General features: G+C 52.2%; 12 protein-coding genes. 9 read left to right on the top strand and 3 right to left on the bottom strand.

Annotated elements, in window-relative coordinates; translation table 11 throughout:
* Positions 1-116 precede the first annotated feature (116 nt).
* Together C8J48_RS11355 and C8J48_RS11350 are read left to right on the top strand one after the other, a co-directional pair.
* Positions 117-1253 (top strand): metallophosphoesterase family protein, encoded by a 1137-nt coding sequence (locus tag C8J48_RS11355; RefSeq protein ID WP_107726873.1) that lies wholly within the window; start codon positions 117-119, stop codon positions 1251-1253.
* Positions 1250-4180: an AAA family ATPase gene (locus tag C8J48_RS11350; RefSeq protein WP_107726871.1), complete on the top strand. Its 2931-nt coding sequence runs from the start codon at positions 1250-1252 to the stop codon at positions 4178-4180. The genes C8J48_RS11355 and C8J48_RS11350 overlap by 4 nt, the downstream gene beginning before the upstream one ends.
* 257 nt (positions 4181-4437) lie before the next feature.
* Here C8J48_RS11350 and C8J48_RS11345 read toward each other — a convergent pair whose 3' ends face one another.
* Together C8J48_RS11345 and C8J48_RS11340 are read right to left on the bottom strand one after the other, a co-directional pair.
* Complete coding sequence (locus C8J48_RS11345) at positions 4438-4803, bottom strand: group I truncated hemoglobin (protein ID WP_170105394.1); 366 nt, start codon at positions 4801-4803, stop codon at positions 4438-4440.
* A gap of 171 nt (positions 4804-4974) precedes the next feature.
* Positions 4975-5154, bottom strand: a complete 180-nt coding sequence (locus tag C8J48_RS11340; RefSeq protein WP_146160483.1) for a hypothetical protein — start codon at positions 5152-5154, stop codon at positions 4975-4977.
* A gap of 127 nt (positions 5155-5281) precedes the next feature.
* Here C8J48_RS11340 and C8J48_RS11335 point away from each other — a divergent pair, with 127 nt between their 5' ends.
* The 7 genes from C8J48_RS11335 to C8J48_RS11305 all read left to right on the top strand — a co-directional run bounded on the left by C8J48_RS11335 (position 5282) and on the right by C8J48_RS11305 (position 18619).
* A complete protein-coding gene (locus C8J48_RS11335) occupies positions 5282-8503 on the top strand; it encodes a PD-(D/E)XK nuclease family protein (RefSeq protein WP_107726865.1) in 3222 nt (1073 codons plus the stop codon).
* On the top strand, positions 8469-11936 hold the full coding sequence (locus C8J48_RS11330) for a UvrD-helicase domain-containing protein (RefSeq protein ID WP_107726863.1): 3468 nt from the start codon (positions 8469-8471) through the stop codon (positions 11934-11936). Before C8J48_RS11335 ends, C8J48_RS11330 begins: the two co-directional genes overlap by 35 nt.
* 159 nt (positions 11937-12095) lie before the next feature.
* Positions 12096-12464, top strand: a complete 369-nt coding sequence (locus C8J48_RS11325) for a hypothetical protein (protein ID WP_107726861.1) — start codon at positions 12096-12098, stop codon at positions 12462-12464.
* Positions 12465-12635: 171 nt separating this feature from the next.
* Positions 12636-14792 carry a RelA/SpoT family protein gene (locus C8J48_RS11320; RefSeq protein WP_107726859.1) on the top strand — a complete coding sequence of 719 codons (2157 nt, stop codon included), beginning with the start codon at positions 12636-12638 and terminating at the stop codon, positions 14790-14792.
* A 24-nt stretch (positions 14793-14816) separates the two neighbouring features.
* The gene (dtd, locus tag C8J48_RS11315; protein ID WP_107726857.1) at positions 14817-15254 is read left to right on the top strand and encodes a D-aminoacyl-tRNA deacylase; all 438 of its coding nucleotides are present in this window, start codon (positions 14817-14819) and stop codon (positions 15252-15254) included.
* A gap of 105 nt (positions 15255-15359) precedes the next feature.
* The gene (tkt, locus tag C8J48_RS11310) at positions 15360-17378 is read left to right on the top strand and encodes a transketolase (protein ID WP_107726855.1); all 2019 of its coding nucleotides are present in this window, start codon (positions 15360-15362) and stop codon (positions 17376-17378) included.
* 515 nt (positions 17379-17893) lie between these two features.
* Positions 17894-18619 (top strand): YqcI/YcgG family protein, encoded by a 726-nt coding sequence (locus tag C8J48_RS11305; RefSeq protein WP_107726853.1) that lies wholly within the window; start codon positions 17894-17896, stop codon positions 18617-18619.
* Positions 18620-18671: 52 nt separating this feature from the next.
* On the opposite strand, the gene C8J48_RS11300 is transcribed toward C8J48_RS11305, so the two are convergent.
* Entirely contained in the window at positions 18672-19943 is a 1272-nt protein-coding gene (locus C8J48_RS11300; RefSeq protein ID WP_107727721.1) for a YjiH family protein, read from the bottom strand.
* Positions 19944-20222: the final 279 nt, after the last annotated feature.

Raw genomic sequence — 20222 nt, 5'->3', positions numbered from 1 at the left:
GCTTTTTTTGGCTTATAAAATGTTAACTCAATGAGATTCTTTCAATCGGTATACGGATAACGGTATAATATGGTACAGAGTAGGATTAAAGTATTTTTAGTAAAGGTGATAAACTGATGAAGCCTTTTACCTTTATACATACGGCAGATCTCCATCTGGATCTTCCCTTTCAAGGCTGGCGTGGAAGCGATGAAGTAATGTTGCAGTGGCGGGATGAACATCGCCGCACCTTTGCCGCCATTATTGATACCGTAATCGAAAAGCAAGTTGACTTTCTTCTGATTGCTGGAGATTGGCTGGAATACGATACAGCCAGCCGTTCGACGGCACAGTGGCTGATGGAGCAGTTGGAGCGCATTCCCAATACGATTGTGTTGATCGCTCCCGGCAACCATGATCCCTATCGTTTGGATTCTTATTATCATTCGTTGGACTGGCCGAAGCATGTATGGATCTTTGCGGAGGATTGGCAGGAGTACCAATTCCCACAATACGGTTTAACCGTAGTTGGACGGGGTTTTCGTCAGTTTGAGGAACCGAATGGCAGCTTGCCGTCCGTCTCCGTACAGGAAGGAGAGCGTTTGATCCTTTTGTTTCACGGCACCTTGCTAAATGGAGTAAGCAGCTCCCCTTATTTCCCTGTGACAAAAGAGGAGCTGGCAGCGCTTGAGGCGGATTATATTGCGATGGGACATATCCATCAGCCGTTTTCGTTGCGTCTCAACAACCGCAAACAAACCTGGGTCCGTTATCCCGGCTCTCCCCATGCGCTTCGGTGGCGGGAGACGGGAGAACGAACGGTAACTTGGGGGCGAATAGATGGCGAGGGTTGTCATTGGGAAACCGTCCCGGTACAGACCCGCCGCTTTGAAGTGGATACAATTGCGGTGGATGGGTGTCAAACCGATGGAGAAGCGCTGGCACGCATCCAGGTGGCGGTGCCGGAGGGAGAAGAGCGAAACGTTTGCCGCCGGTTGGTGTTAACAGGACGAAAAGAGTCCGAGTGGCGCTTACAACCGGACTGGTTAAGCTTACAACTGAAGCAATCCGGTTTTCATTATGTGGAGATCGTGGATGAAACGGTTCCCGATTATGACCTCGAACACCTCCGCAACCGCGAGGGGCTTGTGGGTACGTTTGTGCGAAAGATGGAACAACGAATCGAACAAGCGGCGGATGAGGAACGAGAGCATTGGCATAAAGCACTCTTAAAAGGTTTGGATGCCCTGCTGACGCCGGAGGTGAAAAAATGAAGTTCCAACGCTTGACATTTCACGGTTTTGGCCGTTGGGTTGATCGCTCTTTCTCCTTCCAGCCTGGTATCAACTTAATTGAGGCTCCCAATGAAGCCGGTAAATCAACCTTGATCAATGGGTTGCTAGCGATGATGTACGGCGGCAAGCGGGAAGGGGTGGCCCGACGGCAGCGAACAGAGTGGTTAGAAGCGTATGAACCATGGCAAAGCAGCCGCTATGGGGGTGAGCTTGATTTTATCCTCCAAGGAAAATCGTACCGGTTGATTCGCTCCCTGCACTGGGAAGAAGAGCGAGAGCAATTGATCGATCTGGCCACCGGACGCGACTTGACCGATACATTTCCAATGGATCGACGCAAAGATCACAATATCCTGGAGCAGATGGCGGGTGTTCCGAGGAGTTTATTTACGCAAGTATCAATGATGACCGCACAAACCTTAGCCGGGGATCAACAAGTGGTGGAACGAATCCGGCAATTGGTCAGCCAGGGCGAAGAGCTTAATTTAAAGCCCGCCTTGGAACAGTTGGAACGGGAACTAGCGGAAATCGGAAAAACATCACTAGCCCGAACCCGTCCGTATGGAGCCGCTTGTCAGCTAGCTGAGAAGCTGGAACAGGAAGTGATCGAACTGCGGGCACAAACCCGTAGCCTGCGGGAAGGACAAGCCCGTTTGACCCGTATGCGCTCGGAGGGTGAAGCGCTTAGAGAGAAGCTGGAGCGAATGCACCAGGAAGCGGAGCAATGGAAATTACGCCTTCAGCGGGAAGAGTATCGAAAAAGAATGGCTGAAAAAGAAAAGAATCTCAGCTACAAAATGGATCGCTGGCGCTCCCTCCGCGATAAACGGGACCGACTAGAAAGGGAGCGCGTGCAAGCGATGCCTGCCACCCTGCTCACTCCCGCTGAGGCGGATCAGCTTAGAGCGGTGTTGGCAGAGCGCAATTTCCCCCAAAGCCGTGTCAAAGAGATTGAAGAGCGGTTGGAACAGTTGGGAAGAGAATTGGTAGCATGGGAAGCGGAAAAAGCGGAATGGCTCTCCATAGATGATGGAGAGGTGCAGCGCCATCTTCACCGTTTGGAGGAATATCAACGGCTGGAAGGCCAGTTGCTCCCTGCGGATACCAAGGGCACAATGGATGATCGCATCAAAGGTATTGAATTACAAAAAGATCATCAGCGCCTGCTGGAGTTGCGGGAACAGGAAGAACGTTGTCGCGATCGTCGGCGTGAGTTGGAGGACCGTTTGTCATCCTTACACAGACGGGTGGATCGGTTGGAGCGGGAACAATTTTTGGCCAGAGTCGTCGACTCACAAATTCCGCCCTCGCGCTCCAGTTCTTCCTGGCTGTGGTTGGGGGTGGCGGGAGGAATACTGTCGTTGTTGGCCCTCTCTTCTCCTTTCCCCGGCATTGGATTGCTGCCGTTTTTCTTTAGCGTGTTCGCCTTTTTTCGTTTCTCCCGCCTGCGCAGTGTCGATCGTCAAGTAAGACGGGAGTGGGAAGAGCGCCAACGTAAACTGTATGAAGATTGGCAGGCGCTAAAACAGGAGCGAGAAGAGGCGGAAGCAAAAGGGGAGCCGATGTTGACGCTTACCGATTTACAGCGGCAGATCAAGGAGCAGAAAAGCGAATTGCAGACTGTCTATAATGAATTGGCATCCCTCATGCAAGAACAGGAGACGATTTTGGACCGTTGGCAGGTGGGAGCCGCTTCTGAACTGCAACGGTTGGCGGATCAACAAAGCCAGCGGATTCAAGAAAGGGAAGGGGCCCGCTTGCAAGATCGGCAAAATCGTGAACGGATGAAGCAGATTCAGCAGGAAATGGAAAGTTGGGCAACCGTAAAAAATCAAAACCTGGGGGTTTTCGATGGGGAGTTATGGAGAGAAAAACTGGAGGAAATGGCTGAGGAAGCCCGTCGGGCCAGGGATACACAGCAACGTCTGCGGCTGGAGATCGCCTCGTTGGAAAAAGAGTTGGTTCGCTCTCGTGAACGGTTAAATCGGATACAAGAACAGACGACCTACTGGCGTTCACGCTTGGGAGTGGAAGATCCTGAGAGTTGGTCGGAGACCATCCTCATGAGTGATCATGTTCGCCGTTTGGATGAGCAGTTGGCTGAGGTGAGAGAAGAACTGTCTGAACAGGAGGCATTAAAGCAAGAAGAGCAGTGGGAGGAAGAGCTGAAAGAGATTCAGGAGTCACTCAAACAGACGGTGGATTGGCCAGAAGAGACGCTGGATCTTTATTTACTCCAACAAAGGTTGAAAGAAGCGGAATTGGCTTGCTCAAAAGCAGAGTGGGCGAGTCAGCAACAGGATACAGAAACGTTGAAATTGGAAGAGCGCTTGCAAACGCAATCCGACCAATTGCCGTCCCTGTCGGAGCGGGAAGCGTTATGGCGTCGCGCCCGTGAAAAGGTGAAGGAGTTGGAAGGAGAGAAACGGGTGATCCAAGCGGCGTTGGATGTGTTGGAGGAAGCAGCGAGAGAAGTACAGGAGGATATTGTTCCCCGCATTCGACCCCATGCCACCAATTGGGTGGAAGAGGTGACGGGGGGGCGTTACCGCGATCTTCTAATCGATCCCACTGATGGAATTCAGATCAGCGTCTTTGTCCCGGAAACAAGAGAGCGTCAACCGGTGGAACAGCTGAGTCAAGGAACGATCGATCAGATGTATTTCGGACTTCGTCTGGCGTTGGTGCAGTTCTTTTCGCAAAATGGGAAGAGCCCCCTTCCCATTTTGTTGGATGACAGCTTGGTTCACTTTGACGGTGAACGGCTGCGGGAAGCGATTCGCATCTTAGGCAAGGTAGCGGAGCAACACCAAATCATTCTCTGTACTTGTCATGGCCGGGAGCGTCAAGTCTTGGAACAAGAAGGCATTCCCTTTACGGATCATTCCTTGGGCTCGGTCCAATAATGATGATCTCTCAAAAAAGGCGGGGCTTCTACCGTAACGACAGTGCCCTCGCCTGTTTAGGGGATTGGAAGGGATTTTTGAAAGCGAAGTGCCTTTGCTCCACTCAGCGAAAGACGCCGAGAGTGGGAAAAAGCGGGTTACTTGTTTAAGCGACAACGAGTTTTGCCCGCTCCCGCTCTCGGTGGCTGGAGCGGACATTTACCTTTTTCTTTGCAAACAGCAAGAGCACGCAGATTCAAAAATCCCTCCCACTTCGTTCACTTTTCAATAATGTGGGGTTTAACGGTGCGCAGAAACGCCTCAATCTGGATGCGAATATCAATGGGAACATCATACTTGCGCAGAGCAGCATTAAAGTGATGAATGGCGATTTCATAATCCTCCGATGAAATATTGAGTCCTTTGTGAACCATGCTTAAGGCGCTTCCTTTGTAATCGTCGCTGCCTCCCAGAACATACCGGAGGAAAAAATTGAGTTGGTGGGTGCGAAGCGAATCAACATCGGCCTCTCGGAAGTAATGGTTGACACGGTCATCGATGATCATACGATCGTAAAAGTCGTTTACTACTGCGGCGACTGCTTCTTTGCCGCCCAGTTTTTCATAAAGATTTTCGCTAGTCATACGTGCCTCCTGTTTCTTATGAAAAAAATTGATCGATCTTGTGAAAGATGGATACATACCATTCTACGTAAACGAAAGAGCCTTTCTTATTGTAACGTCTCCTCGTATCTAAGGACAAAAGTATTGATCAATCAGAAACCGCCCCCTGGCGAGGACGGTTTCTGATTGATTTTATCGGCGCGGTTTGCGGAGTTCTGCATTCCGGTCCGATTCTTCATCGTACGGGGTGGGTCCCCACATCTCCTGGATCGATTGCAACACGTTCGTTCCTGGGTCATCTTCATCAGGAAAGTCGATCAGCTTTTTTGGATCCATCTCCGGATTCAACCACGGATCCTCAGGATAACTCAAGATGGTTCCCCCTTTCACGATGAAGTCCCTCCGCTGTTGCGGGGGATGAACATGGTTTAACCCGAGGTCTCAATCCTCATGCACCATATGGCAGGGAATCGTTTCCGCCGAAAAGGAGGAGTGCAACATGGCCGGATGGCTGGTGCTTCATCCCGTATCACAGGCACATCTGGGAATGGGATTGTTTAACATTCGTCCACATGATCAAAAGAAGACGGTTTATCTTATCCCCTCCGGTGATATGGTAGGGGAAGTCCATCGCCAGTTGGAACGAGCGGGAATGGATCAACAGGCGGTTTCCGTCCATACTTTTGACCGCTTTGTTCGACTAATGGCCTCTGCTCATCCCCGAACGCTGATGACGCCGGTGGAACAAGAGTGGTTGGTCCGTCAAGCTGTCTCCCGCGTGGAAGCGGATGGAAAGCTGCACCATCACCGGCATATGGTCAATAAGAGCGGTTGGCTGACCAAAGTGGAAGGGCGCATCGGTGAAGTGAAACGAACGGGAATTCGGCCAGGGCGGTTGTTGCAGATCTGGAATCAGCGCGGCTTGCATCTGATGGAGTTGGGGTTGATTTATCAAGCTTATCAAGAGTTGTTGCAAGAACGGCGGTTATGGGATCATGAGGAACCTTACCTGGAAGGGATGGAACGGATGCGGCGGGGGGAAGCGCCGTTGCCGCAGCGAATTGTGGTGGAACATGTGCCGGATTTGTCGGTACTACAGGAACAATGGTTGATCCAGGCGGTTACCCAAGGAGTGGAAGTATCCCTTCATCTGCCGTGGGATCATCGGCGTCTGCGGTTGTTTCGCGAAACGGCGCGAACGGTGGAGCGATTTCGTCGCCGCGGTTTTCGTGTAATAAAGCAACAGGACGCGATGTCGGCTTCGGCTAAAACCCCACTCCTTCATCATGTGGAAGAGCAATTGTTTTTAGAGCGGCCGCAAATCCAGGAAGGAGATCCGTCGATCCAGGTGGTGGCTGCTGCTGGAGTGGAAGAAGAAGTGGATCGAATGGTGGCACGGCTAAAGGAATGGTTGTATCATTCCAATCGCCCCCTGTCTGAGGTAGCGATTTTGACGCAGCAACCGGAGCGGTACCATCCGCTCTTATTCCCGCGTTTGCAAAGAGCGGGCCTTCCCATCCATACATCTTATCGTATGCCACTCGCTTCCCATCCCATGGCCAAAACGGTTGCGCTGGCTCTTCGTTTAAAAGGTGGATACAAAGATGCCTGGCGTCATTTGCTGGATTCTCCCTATCTGCCGGGAAGTCCGAGTTATCGGATGCGTGCACAATGGAGACGCCTTTTTCTCGATGGGGAGGTTCCTTCAAAGTGGGAGGATCAGTTGGAGGACGCGGAGCACCCGAACGGGGTTGAGTCCTTTCGTGCTTTCTTGTCGTGGTTGCAATCCGCTCCGGTAGAACAGACATGGGCGGGATGGCTTCACTGGTTTGAGGAATGGCTTCGCCCTTTGCGACCACAAGCGAAAACGGGCACTTTCCCGATGGAGGAGTGGCAAGCGATGGCCGCCGACTGCCGGGCGTGGGAAGGGTTGATGGAGATCCGGTCCGAGTGGGGGCGGATTTTTGAGCATGGAAGATGGGGCACACTTTCCTGTGATTGGACTTCGTTTGTGGCTGCCTTGGAGGGGGCGCTGGAGAAAAGCCCGCTGACGGTAACACCGGGTAGGCGCGGCGGGATTCGCATATTGGAACCCAATCAGGTGAGAGGACGCCGATTTGCCGCCGTCTTTCTGTTAGGATGCGCGGAAGGGTGCTGGCCTCGTCCGATTGCGCCGGATTGGCTTGTGCCCGATGAGGAGCGGCTGCGATTGCGGGGGGAAGGAGTGGAGTTGGCTACAGCGGAGGAGCAGCGCAACCGGCAATGGGTTCCTTTTTTTCAATCGATGCAAGCGGCGGAGGAAACCCTTATCCTCTCTTTTCCTGCCGCTGACGAAGCTGCCAATCCGATCTTGCCGTCGCCGTTTCTGCAGGAATTGACCCGGGTAGTGCCATCTTTGCAGAAGCAACTGGACCCCGCTCCCATGACATGGCGGGATTGTGCCACCGCTGAACAGGGGCTGTCTCAGGCCTTGTCCCAAGTGAATAGGGAGGCGTTGCACTTATCCCCGAATTGGGAGGGATGGCGGCAGGTGCTGCCGTGGAATTCGAATGCTGCAAAGGTAAGGATATGGGCGGCGCGGGTACAGACGGAGCAATTCCGGTGGGGACCGTTATACACCGCTTTTGACGGCGTATTGGCATCCTCTATCCAAGCGAAAGCAATTCGGTCGGAAATGGAAGATACCGTCTGGAGTGCTACTTCCCTCAACCAGGCGATGCAATGCCCTTTTCACTATTTTGCCGCTCGTCTGTTACGGCTCACTCCTGTCGAAGGGCGCCAAACGGGGTTAACCCCGATGGAACGGGGAGAGATCATGCACCGGATCTTGTGCCGCTTTTGGGATCGGTATCGGGATCAACCGGACAAGCTTTTGCAGAAAGAAGAGCCGATGAGCCATCTCAAACGAGTATCGGAGCAAGTATGGCGGGAGGAAGCGGAGCGTAAGGGTTGGGCGCATATGCCGGTATGGGTTCGATTGGAAGCGCGCCGTTTGTTGCTGCGGTTGGAGGCGATGGTAGAGCATGAGCAACTGTGGCGTGGGAAGGAAGGAGCAACGGCTTCTTTCCGCCCGCGGTGGCTGGAATGGGGATTTGGTCTCGGGCGGGATGAGGCGGCACTACGTCGGGGCGAAGCGGACCCGGACAGCTTGACCTCTCCCGTTGCGTTGAGGCTGAACGAAGCCGTTTCCATCCGGATACGGGGAAAGGTGGACCGAGTAGATATGGATGAAGCGGGCCGTTATATCTTGTACGATTATAAATCAGGCGCTGCTCCCTCGGCCCGAGACGTGATCGCAGGCTATCATCTCCAACTTCCGCTCTATCTGTGGATATTGGAACAGGAGCAAGGATTAAACCCAGAACAAGCGGTTGGAGCCGCTTTTTATACATCAGGCACTCGCAAGGGGGACGGGCTGCCGGGGGATAACCGCAACCAGGGGTTATGGCGGAAAGAGGAGGCACAACAAGTCGGTATTTCCTCCCGGGTAGGAGGATTGCTGGAAAAGGACGCATGGGAACAGGTACAGCAAGCGTTGCGGCAAAAAATTCTGCAGCGGTTGCAGGAGTTAAAAAGCGGCCGATTTGCAGTCGCGCCTATGCGCGCCTGCCCCTCAACCTGCCCCCATCGTACCATCTGTCGGATCGATCGCCTGCGCATGTCCGGCAAAGAAGGAGGGAAGTCGGATGAAACTGACGTTGGATCAACGGGCGGCTGTTGAAAGCCTCGATCAAAACTGTGTAGTTTCAGCAGGAGCCGGTTCCGGTAAGACACGAGTATTGGTGGAGCGGTACTTGCGGATTTTGGAACGGGAAAGAGAGGTTGTAAACCCATTTCCTTGCGTATTGGCGATTACCTTTACAGATAAGGCTGCGGCTGAGATGAAGGATCGCATTCGCCAGGGCATCCGTAAACGGGCAGAGCGGCAACAGGGGTCCCGTTCAGACTTGGAACCGCCTTGGAGCGAGTGGTTGGTACAGGTGGAAGGAGCGCAGGTGATGACTTTTCACGCTTTCTGCGCTGCTTTGTTGCGGGAATTTCCGGTGGAAGCGGATGTGGATCCTCAGTTTGCGGTTGCCGATGAACAAGAGTGCGGGGAGTGGCTGACACAGGTGGTGGAAGAAGGGTTAACTCGTGCCCTTGAAAAGAAGAATACAGCCCTGGAATCGTTGTTGCTCGCCTGGGGATTCCATGGTGCGGTGACAGGACTGGAACGTTTATACGGACAGATGGTTGCCCTCGGCTGGAGCGCAGAGGAGCTGGCTGACCGTACCCACACACACTTGCAAGAGATGACGAGTACACGGGAACGAGAAGAGCAGAAACACCGTTTGCAATTTCGTGTTGCTGCTGAAGCGCTGGTTTCACTGAAAGGCGGAAAACTGCTGCAACGCTTTCAACAAGCATGGCCGAATCTGGTAGCGCGCCTTCACTCTCAGGATCATAGGGAGCGCTTGTGGGTGGCACAAACTAGCCTATCTTTGTTAAAAGGAAATTGGGGTCGGGATTCCACCTTGTTGCAGTGGCGGGAGCAGGCGCGCACAGCGGTTCAATCCTGGGCGATGGTGTTAAAGGGAATGATCGCGGCTCCACAAGAAGTGGAGCTGGCCGCGATAGTCTCTGATTTGTTGCGGGATGTAGAAAAGGCGTATCAGCAGCGAAAAAGCGAGCGGCAAGCACTGGACTTTGACGATTTGCAGATGCGGGCGATCCGGTTGTTGCAGGAGCATACACCAGTGGCGGAAACGTTACGCCGCCGTATCCGTTATGTGATGGTGGATGAATTTCAAGACACCAACCCGGTGCAAAAGGAACTCTTCCAACTGTTATTGCCAGGGCCGGCGGGTGAACAGGTGCCGGGCAAAGGTTTTGTAGTGGGCGATCCCAAACAATCGATCTATCGCTTTCGGGGGGCGGATGTTGGGCTGTTTGCCCAGACACGGGAAGAATTTTTAGCAGTGGGTGGGAGTGAGGTACTTCTGCTGGATAATTTCCGCTCCGGCAAAGGGGTGATAGCGGCGATTGACCGCTTGTTTACCCCTCTTTTTTCCGATTACCGCCATGCTCGTTCCTATCATGAGGACGGGGAGGATGCGCCGGTAGAGGTGTTGCTTGATCGAGGGGAGGAGAAGACCGACCCCCTGGAAGCGGAAGCAAATGCAGTGTCGAAACGGATTGAAGCCCTGTTGCAACAGGGGACACAACCGGGGGAGATCGCGGTTTTGTTTCAGGCGATGACCCATGTGAAGGTGTTTGCAGAAGCACTGACGAAATTGGCGATCCCTTTTCATGTGGTAAAGGGAAGAGGTTTTTTCCAACAGCAAGAGGTATGGGATCTTATCCATATTCTGCGCCTGTTGGCGGACCCGGAGGATCGGCTGTCATTGGTGGGGTGCCTACGTTCTCCCCTGTGCGGGGTGTCTGATGAGACACTCTATCGTCTCTCGCGAAGGGAGGAGTGGTATCGACAGCCACAACATTGGGCCGCTTGGATCGAGGATCTCCCTTATGAACAGCTGAAACTGTCCCGGTTTGTAGCCGATTGGAATCGCTGGCGTCGGTGGGTGGGTAGAATTCCGGTTGCCGATTTGTTGGAGCGAATCATTCGTGAGACGGAGCTGAGGGAGATTTGGGCAACGACTCCCCACGGCAAGCAGGCGATCGCCAATGTGAATAAGTTGGTGCGGATGGCCCGGCAATGGGGGGAAGGGATGACATACTCCCTCTCCGCTTGGTTGGAGCGCTTGCAAGGGACCCTAGCCCGGCAAATCCCGGAAACGGAAGCGCCTCTCGCTCCTTCTGAACAAAACAGGGTCGCTTTAATGACGATCCATCAATCCAAGGGCTTAGAGTTTCCAGTGGTATTTGTGCCGGAATTGGCGAAAAAGCCACAAGTGAAGTGGGGGGAGATGCAGCTGGATCGCCAATGGGGGCTGGTGATGAAAATACCGGACGCTGTTGGTGGCTGGGAGGAAACGGATCGGTGGGTCCAGTGGCGTGAACGGGAAACGGAACGGGCGCGGGAGGAGTCGGTTCGACTTTTTTATGTGGCCGCTACCCGGGCGATTCGCAAGCTGATTCTGTCCGGTGCTCCTCAGGAACATAAAGGAGCGGCCACCGGTAAACCGCTGCTGTCGGCGGATACGTGGGCCAAGTGGCTGGATGGCATTCTCGGCTATGATCGTATTGATTGGGAGCGAGGGAGGTGGACATTTCCAGGTGAGGAAGATGGGCCGACTTTAACGGTACGCACCTTTACCGGTGAAGCGGAGAGCGAAGGTGATGTTAAAAAGAAATCCGCACGGATGTCAAACTCTCTTTCCACTCCCATCGATACCGCTTGGCGCTGGTGGGAACCCCGTGGATGGACGGCTGTGGATCGCTTAGAAGTGAGCGTGACGGATCTAACCGTCTTAGCCAACTGTCCCCGACGCTATTTTTTTGCTGAGATCTTACAAATGCCGGAGTGGGAAGGGGAAACAAAGTTCGGGAGTCACTCTTCCACTGGACCGCTTGCACCGCGGGTACGGGGGGAGCTGATCCACCGCCTGTTGGAAACGATGGATGATATTCCACAATCGGATGCGGATTGGATGCCCACCGTTCAACGCTTGCTGGCAGAATCGGAGATCCACCCCGCCAACCATGAGCGGGCCTTGCGTCAATTTCAACCGCTGGTGCGCGCCTATGTACAGAGTCGCTATTGTCAGGAGATGCACACCATGGCTGGTCAGCTGCGGGAAGCCCCTTTTACATTGGAAAGAGATGGGTTGCGTGTGACTGGAACCATCGATCGCCTTCATTGTACCCGGGACGGGCATTGGGAATTGGTCGATTGGAAAACAAACGATGTGGAAGCGGATGAGGTGGAGGAACTGGCACAAGAGTACCTGCCGCAATTACAACTGTATAGCTTGGCCATCCGCCAGGTGTGGGGAATTGAGCTGGATCGGGCGGTGCTGTATTTTTTAAAGCCTAATCGTGAAATCGCTTTTACGGTCGATCACCGCTGGATGAATGCGGCTGAAGAAACATTAACGCGCTGGACCGACCGGTTGCAGGGGGAGGATTCCTCTTCTTTTCCACCGCAGCCGGGAAAACGATGCCAGTATTGCCCCTATGCCGCTTGGTGTGATGCTGTGCAGATGAGTTAAATGCTGATCGGTTGATTCTCTCAGCTAAATAAATTTTTTAATCGAAAAGGGGCAAACACCATCCTTTTGACGCGGACCATTCACTCCATATCTGTGGTATTATAAGATCGATTGACACGTGATCATGGAATGGAATGAAGAAGGAGAGGTTTGTCAAAAATGCTTGACTTTATTCAAACCTTTTTTAGAGAATTGGTTGCCGCTTTTGCTTTATTAGTGGTATCTGGATTTGTCTTATGGATGGTGTTTGTCGTTATCGCCCTTTTCCGGGAATTGTTTAACCCTGGCGATATCCAGATTCGATCTTATCTGTACCGCATTTGGCGGTTGCTTTTGCTCTCATTTGAATTGGTAGCCTATGGCGGAATTTTTGTTGCGATGTTTTTGCTGAAGTCGGCGGAGGAAGAAAAACTGCGTTTCACACTGATGATGATCCAAGCGATTCTGTTTTCTGTCCTGTTCCTCTATATTCGTTGGAAAACTGGCGGTTTCTTTTTTCAGCAAAAACAGAGCCGTCGTTCACGGTGATAGGCAGTACAACCCGGCTATGCCGGGTTTTTTGGTTGGAGTACAGCGATGGATGATGCGGCAGTTTGGGCGGATGCCGGTAGTGTTATACCTTCCTCTTTACTTACTCGCTGATTTTATAGATAATATAAGGAAAAACTCTTTTCAAATAAGCATCTAGGTGAGTGGGATATGTCCATAGAGGAATTGCTGAAGTTAGCGGAACGCTATCTAAAAAAAGAAGAGTTGGCCCAAGTGAAGGAAGCGTATCTCTTTGCTGAGAAAGCCCACGAAGGCCAGGTTCGCAAATCCGGGGAGGAGTATATCCGTCATCCGGTGGCAGTGGCGGGGATCCTGGCCAACCTGCAGATGGACGCCACCACTTTGACTGCTGCCATTCTGCACGATGTGGTAGAGGATACCGGAGTTACCCTGGAAATGGTGGAGGAAACCTTTGGTGAGACGGTCGCCCAGATCGTAGACGGGCTAACCAAGCTGAAAAAAAGGATGAAGTATAAATCCAACGCGGAACATCAAGCGGAAAACCACCGCAAGATGTTTGTGGCGATGGCCCAAGATATACGCGTCATCCTCATCAAGCTGGCGGACCGCCTCCATAACATGCGCACCTTGAAATATTTGCCGGAAGCCAAACGGCGACGGATCGCTCAGGAAACCCTGGAGATCTTTGCCCCGCTGGCCCACCGCCTGGGTATATCCACGATCAAATGGGAGTTGGAGGATAGTGCCCTTCGTACCATTAACCCGCAGCAGTATTACCGCATTGTGAATCTGATGAAGAAAAAGCGGGCGGAGCGGGAGCAGTATCTGGATGAAGTGATCGCCACGTTGCTGGAGCGATTGCAACAGATGATCATCACTGCGGACATCTCGGGACGGCCCAAGCACATTTACAGCATTTATCGCAAAATGGTAAAAGACCACAAACAATTCAATGAAATCTACGACCTGCTGGCGGTGCGGGTGATTGTCGATTCTGTGCGGGACTGTTATGCGGTTCTGGGGATTATCCACACGATCTGGAAGCCGATGCCGGGGCGGTTTAAAGATTATATCGCCATGCCCAAGGCCAATTTATATCAATCGCTACACACGACGGTGATCGGCCCTAAGGGAGAACCGATCGAAGTGCAGATCCGGACAAAAGAGATGCATCGCATCGCCGAATACGGGATCGCTGCTCACTGGGCTTATAAGGAAGGCAACCAAAACGACGGCAGCACCTTCAATGAAAAACTGAAGTTTTTCCGCGAGATCCTGGAGTTGCAACAGGAGACCAACGATGCGCAGGAATTCGTGGAAAACCTGAAGATGGATTGGTTTTCGGACGCTGTCTTTGTATTTACCCCCAAAGGGGATGTGTTGGAGCTACCGGTGGGTTCCGTCCCGATCGACTTTGCCTATCGCATTCATACCGAGGTCGGTAACCGCTGTATCGGCGCCAAGGTGAATAATAAAATCGTTCCCCTTGATCACCAGTTAAAAACCGGCGATATCGTCGAAATTCTCACTTCCAAACACAGTTATGGACCCAGCCGCGATTGGTTGAAACTGGTTAAATCATCCCAAGCCCGCAATAAGATCCGCAATTGGTTTAAAAAAGAGCGGCGGGAAGAGAGTGTAGCCAAGGGGCAGGAGATGTTGGATGCTGCCTTGAAAAAGCAAGACGTCGACGGAGCCGGTTTGTTGAGCGGGGAGCGGGCGAAAGAAGTAGCCCAACAGTTTAACTTCCCGGAAGTGGAGGATATGTTTGCTGCTGTCGGTTATGGCGGCATTTCCCCGGCACAGGTGGTCAACCGGCTGACGGAAGGGTTACAGACGGAAGAGGAGAAGCCGTTTGTACTCCCAGATGTAAAGGCGATGCCTTCCCGTCATCGCAATCGGAATGGGTTTGGTGTCAAGGTAAAAGGCGTGGATAACCTGTTGGTGCGCCTTTCCCGCTGCTGTAATCCGGTACCGGGAGACGATATTCAAGGTTTCGTCACACAGGGGCGAGGGGTATCGGTTCATCGAGTGGGTTGTCCCAACTTAACACAAGTGGAGGAAGCCCGGATGGTCCCGGTGGAATGGGAAGGGTTGGCCGATTACTTTTACAATGTGGATTTGGAAGCGACAGGACTGGATCGGCAAGGGCTGCTCAATGAGGTGCTGCAAGCGGTTTCAGGAACCGGCGTCAACCTGACCGCTGTTAGCGGCCGCGCGGATCGCCGTGGGATGGCCACGATCAATCTCTCTATCTCCATTCACAATCTGGGACACTTACGGTCAGTGGTAGAAAAAATCAAACGGGTGCGCGATATTTATAGTGTGCAACGCATTATGCAATGACGAAAGCGTCGAAGGAGGATGGGTGTGCGTATCGTTGTCCAGCGGGCAAAAGATGCCCATGTCTCGGTGGATGGGAAAACAACGGGAGCGATCGCACACGGGCTGGTCTGTCTGGTCGGCTTTAGCGACGGTGACGGAGAAGCAGAAATCGGCTGGTGTGCGGAAAAGCTCGTCCACTTACGTATTTTTGAAGATGAAGCAGGAAAGATGAACCGCTCGCTACTGGATGTGGGGGGCAGCATATTATCTGTCTCCCAGTTTACGCTGTACGGGGACTGTCGCAAAGGAAGACGCCCCAACTTTATGGCAGCCGCCCACCCGGATGAGGCGACACGCTTGTATGACCGTTTCAACGAACGGCTGCGTCAATGGGGTGTTCCGGTGGAGACCGGGGTATTTGGAGCGATGATGCAGGTATCTCTTACCAATGACGGCCCGGTCACCTTGATTTTGGAAAAGTAAACAAACAGCAACAACACCTGGACATTAAAATCTCACTCGCCTTAAAATATAGCGAAGCAACAAGCTTAAACGATTGTCGAATTTAACAAGGAGGCGTTTAACTCCATGCCACAAAATCACCGATCAACGGAGCAACTCGCTGTCAACACCATTCGTATCCTCTCCATCGATGGGGTGGAAAAAGCCAATTCCGGTCATCCTGGTATGCCCATGGGAGCGGCACCGATGGCATACACATTGTGGGCACGTCATATGAGACACAATCCGGTCAATCCGGACTGGTTCAACCGCGACCGCTTTATTTTGTCGGCGGGACATGGCTCGATGTTGCTCTACAGTTTACTACATTTGTTTGGCTATGATTTGTCCTTGGATGAACTAAAAAACTTTCGCCAATGGGGCAGTAAAACCCCAGGTCACCCAGAAGCCAACCACGGTACGCCTGGAGTGGAAGCGACCACGGGTCCGCTGGGGCAAGGAATCTCCAACGCCGTCGGTATGGCGATGGCGGAAGCCCATCTAGCCGCCACATACAACCGCGAAGGGTTTCCTGTGATCGATCATTTTACGTATTCCATCTGTTCCGATGGCGACTTGATGGAAGGGATTGCCGCAGAAGCCGCTTCTTTGGCCGGTCACTTAAAGCTGGGTAAATTAATTGCCCTCTACGATTCCAACGATATCTCCCTGGACGGGCAGACGGCTCACGCCTTTACGGAAGATGTGCAACAGCGTTTTGAGGCATATGGTTGGCAAGTGGTACGGGTGGAGGATGAAAACGACCTCGATGCCATCAGTCGAGCGATTGAGCAAGCGCAAGCGGAAACGACTAAACCTACGCTGATCGAGGTGAAAACAACGATCGGCTTTGGCAGCCCCAGCTTAGCGGGAACACATAAAATCCACGGTGCCCCAATCGGTGCGGAAGAAGCGGCCAAAGTGCGGGAAGCCTACGGTTGGGAGTGGGATGAGCCTTTCTTTGTTCCGGAGGAGGCACAGCAACACTTCGCCGCGTTACAGGAAAAAGGCGCCGGATTTGAACAGGAGTGGCAAACGCTGCTGCAATCCTACCGCCAAAAATATCCGGAACTGGCCCAGCAGCTGGAGCGTGTGATCGAGGGAGAGCTTCCCGCTGATTGGGATGCAGAGCTGCCGACCTATTCACCGGATGCGAAGGGAATGGCGACCCGTGCCGCTTCCGGAGAAGCGTTGAATGCTTTGGCCCGGCGAGTACCGGAACTGTTTGGGGGATCGGCAGATCTGGCCTCTTCCAACAAAACCGATCTAAAAGGGGAAGCCGTTTATCACGTTGATGATTACTCTGGGCGCAATGTATGGTTTGGCGTACGAGAACACGCCATGGGTGCCGCCCTCAACGGAATGGCCCTCCACGGTGGGGTGCGTCCCTTTGGCGCTACCTTCCTGGTCTTCTCCGATTACCTGCGCCCTTCTGTCCGCTTGGCGGCATTGAGCAAGCTGCCGGTGCTGTATGTATTTACTCATGACAGCATCTCCGTCGGTGAAGATGGTCCTACCCATGAGCCGGTAGAGCAGTTGCCGTCCTTGCGCCTGATCCCTAACTTAACATCCTTCCGCCCTGCCGATGGCAATGAAACGGTAGCGGCTTATCGCTTTGCCATGGAACACCGGGAGGGGCCTGTCGCCCTCGCCCTGTCCCGCCAAGGACTTCCCATCCTGGAAGGGTCGGCGGAAAAAGCGACCGCCGGCGTGGCCAAAGGTGGATATATCTTAGCCGATGCTGAACACGGCCAACCCGATGTGATTCTGGTGGCGACGGGCTCTGAGGTTAGCCTAGCGGTACAGGCACGCTTACGCTTGGCTGAACGGGGTGTGCAAGCACGGGTGGTCAGCATGCCCAGCCGTGAGCTGTTCTTTAAACAGGATGAGGCTTACCGCGAAACCGTTCTACCTGCCGCTATTAAAGCTCGTGTTGTCGTCGAAGCGGCTCATCCCTCCGGCTGGGATAGAGTAGCTGGCGATGGTGGCAGTATTATCGGCATTGACACCTTCGGTGCTTCCGCTCCTGGTGGGGTGGTGCTGGAACGATACGGCTTTACCGTAGATAATGTAATCGCACATGTGGAGCGGGTACTTCAGTCTTAATAAAACAGATTGGAACGTTGTAAAAAAAGAAACCCAACAGAGATATAGAGCTCTCTGTTGGGTTTCTTTTTTTGCGGCCTATGTGTTTCTTTTTTTGTCAGAGGAAGTTTGCTCGGTAGGATCGTTTCCCTGTTTCGACTTTGTCTCATAAGGTGAGAGGTTGGATTCGGATTGGTTACCGATTGGCTTTTCCACGGTTCGGTCCCCTTTTTTCGGCATATGCATACCCTCCATCAATCGTTTCTATTTATCATGCTCCATCTTTCTGTGATTACCCTTTTCAAATGGAACGGTATCATCATTTTTTGCTTTCATTGTCGTAACTCTTCCCATAAGATAGAAGTTGGAAAATGGATGATGATAATCCATAAAGAATCAACAGGAAAGGGTTGATCGAAAAGCGGAGACGTTTCGCGATATATTTTTGTGGAATCAGATAAAACAATAAAAGTCAAAAGGGAAGAATCATTATTGAATTTTTGGATTATATGAAATTATAGTGGGAGGAGTTAAAAATGCATTTGCTCTCACCGCAGGATTTTGATCAAAACGCCGACACAACTCCAAATTGGGTGAAACGATCATACCAACAATTTACCGCCAAAGTATCAAGGCCGGATTTTCCTTGTTACTTTGGCACTCAAGCCTTGAGTAAAAACGAAGTGTTATTCGCTTATGCCGATCACCATCGAAGTGAAGATATGGTATCAGCATTGGCTACCTTTGTTGAGCGAACGCGTCAGGCGAACGGATTGCTAACGCTGGCCATCTTGATCGCACCACCAGAACAGCAATTGAACCATGACGAATACCGGCAAATGTTTTGGGACAGCTTACATTTTCTCCACGAACAAGATGAGGAACCGTGGCCCTCGGATAAGCCACTATCACCGCAAGAACCGGAGTGGAATTTTTGCTTTCACGGTGAGCAAATGTTTGTGTTTGGCTGTGCACCTTCCTATCAATTAAAAAAGAGCCGCAACTTAGGGGATGGACTGGTTTTGATGTTTCAGTCTATCACCATCTTTGATGGCTTGAAGCCGGGAGAGAAAGGCGGTGTAAACGCTCGTAAAACGATCCGCAAACGACTTGAAGCCTTTGATGCAATCGGCCCGCATCCTGACCTCGGCCCGATCACCAGCAGCGAGCTTATACCGTGGAAGATGTACTTCTTCCCGGACGATAATACCCCCCAGAAAGAGGGAGAATGTCCGTTTCACGCTTCTAAGGTTAGCCGTTAAATGCCAATAAACGATAAAAAGCCCTGGATCAGATTCCAGGGCTTTTTCATTGTCAAAAGATGAGATGAGCCATTAATACGATAACCGGCAATGTGATCAGGGTACGCAGGAGGAAGATTAACACCAAGTCGATAAAATTGACGGGAACCTTGGAGCCGAGCAGCAACCCTCCGACTTCCGATAGATAGATCAACTGCGTCACTGAGACACAGGCAATCACAAAGCGAGTAAACTCGCTTTCAATGCCGCTGCCGATGATGGCGGGTAGGAGCATATCGGCAAAGCCGATCACCATCGTTTGCGCCGCTTGGGCCGCTTCCGGCACCTGCAACAGCGTCAAGATCGGGACAAACGGAGCCCCCAGCCATTGAAAAAGCGGGGTGTATTCGGCGATGATGAGGGCGATAGTGCCGATGCACATCACGATCGGGATAACACCTACCCACATATCGAGCACATTTTTTAAACCGTTTACGATAACGGATGAAAACTGCTTTGTACTTGCGCGACGGGCGGCTAGCTCCACTCCCCATGAAAACGGGTTTCGATGGGCGGGAATCGATTGATCCGGTCGAGGATCCGCACTGGGTGCATAGTCGTCCTTTTTACGGGAGAGCGGAGGGATGCGCGGCATCACCACCGCGGCGACAAGACCGGCCAGCACGATTGTCAGGTAGTAGGGCAGGAACAGATGAGTTAAATTCAGTTGATCCAAAACCACAATGGTAAAAGTGATCGAAACGACAGAAAAAGTGGTACCGATGACGGCAGCTTCCCGCTTGGTGTAATATCCTTCTGTATACTGTTTGTTGGTGAGCAACACCCCGATCGTCCCGTCTCCCATCCAGGAAGCGACACAATCGATCGAAGAACGACCGGGCAAAGTAAAGATGGGACGCATGATTTTGGTCAACAGCGCACCACACAACTCCAACAGCCCAAAGTCAAGCAGCAGTGGCAGCAGCAATCCCGCAAACAGAAAGACGGACAACAAAACCGCTACCAGATCAAATAGAATTAGGCCTCCAGTATCCTCTGAGGTGATAAAGGCGGGACCTGCCTGAAAAAAGACCATGACGGCAAAAGCACAAGCGAGCAGACGGGCGATTAACCACAACGGTGATACATGGAGCAAAGCGGTTAAAAAGGGAGAACGTCGAATAAAACCGGGCTGGAGCCATTTGGTTACAAGCGATCCGATTGCGGTTAAAAATAAAATCATCGTCGCCACAGCCGGCAGCCACTGCTCAAACTGCTCTTGCACCCATCCAGCCAACAGGGCGACAGGAATGGTGGCTTCCCCATCAACAGAGATTGGAATCATAAACAGAAAGATACCGAGCAAAGAAGGGATAATAAATTTGACATAATCCTGAAGGGATAAGGTTGATGTTTTCAAAACGATTGTCACCTCAAATATGGGATGAAAAGGAGTAGAGGATTTCCTTATATGTGTGTTTTGCCGGCAGGTAAACTTTACCTACCCAAGAATCCCACTGCTTTAGCCATGTGGAGTGGTCAAAGGGCTGTCTTTTTTGTACCAGTCTCCACGCTTTTTCATCCGACCATCTTTTCCATCATAGCGATGAATAATAAATAGATC

The organism is Desmospora activa DSM 45169 (genome assembly GCF_003046315.1).
In the GTDB taxonomy this organism is placed as follows: domain Bacteria; phylum Bacillota; class Bacilli; order Thermoactinomycetales; family DSM-45169; genus Desmospora; species Desmospora activa.
Note: the sequence above shows the minus strand (reverse complement) of the source record. Positions and strands in the feature narration are given on the sequence as shown.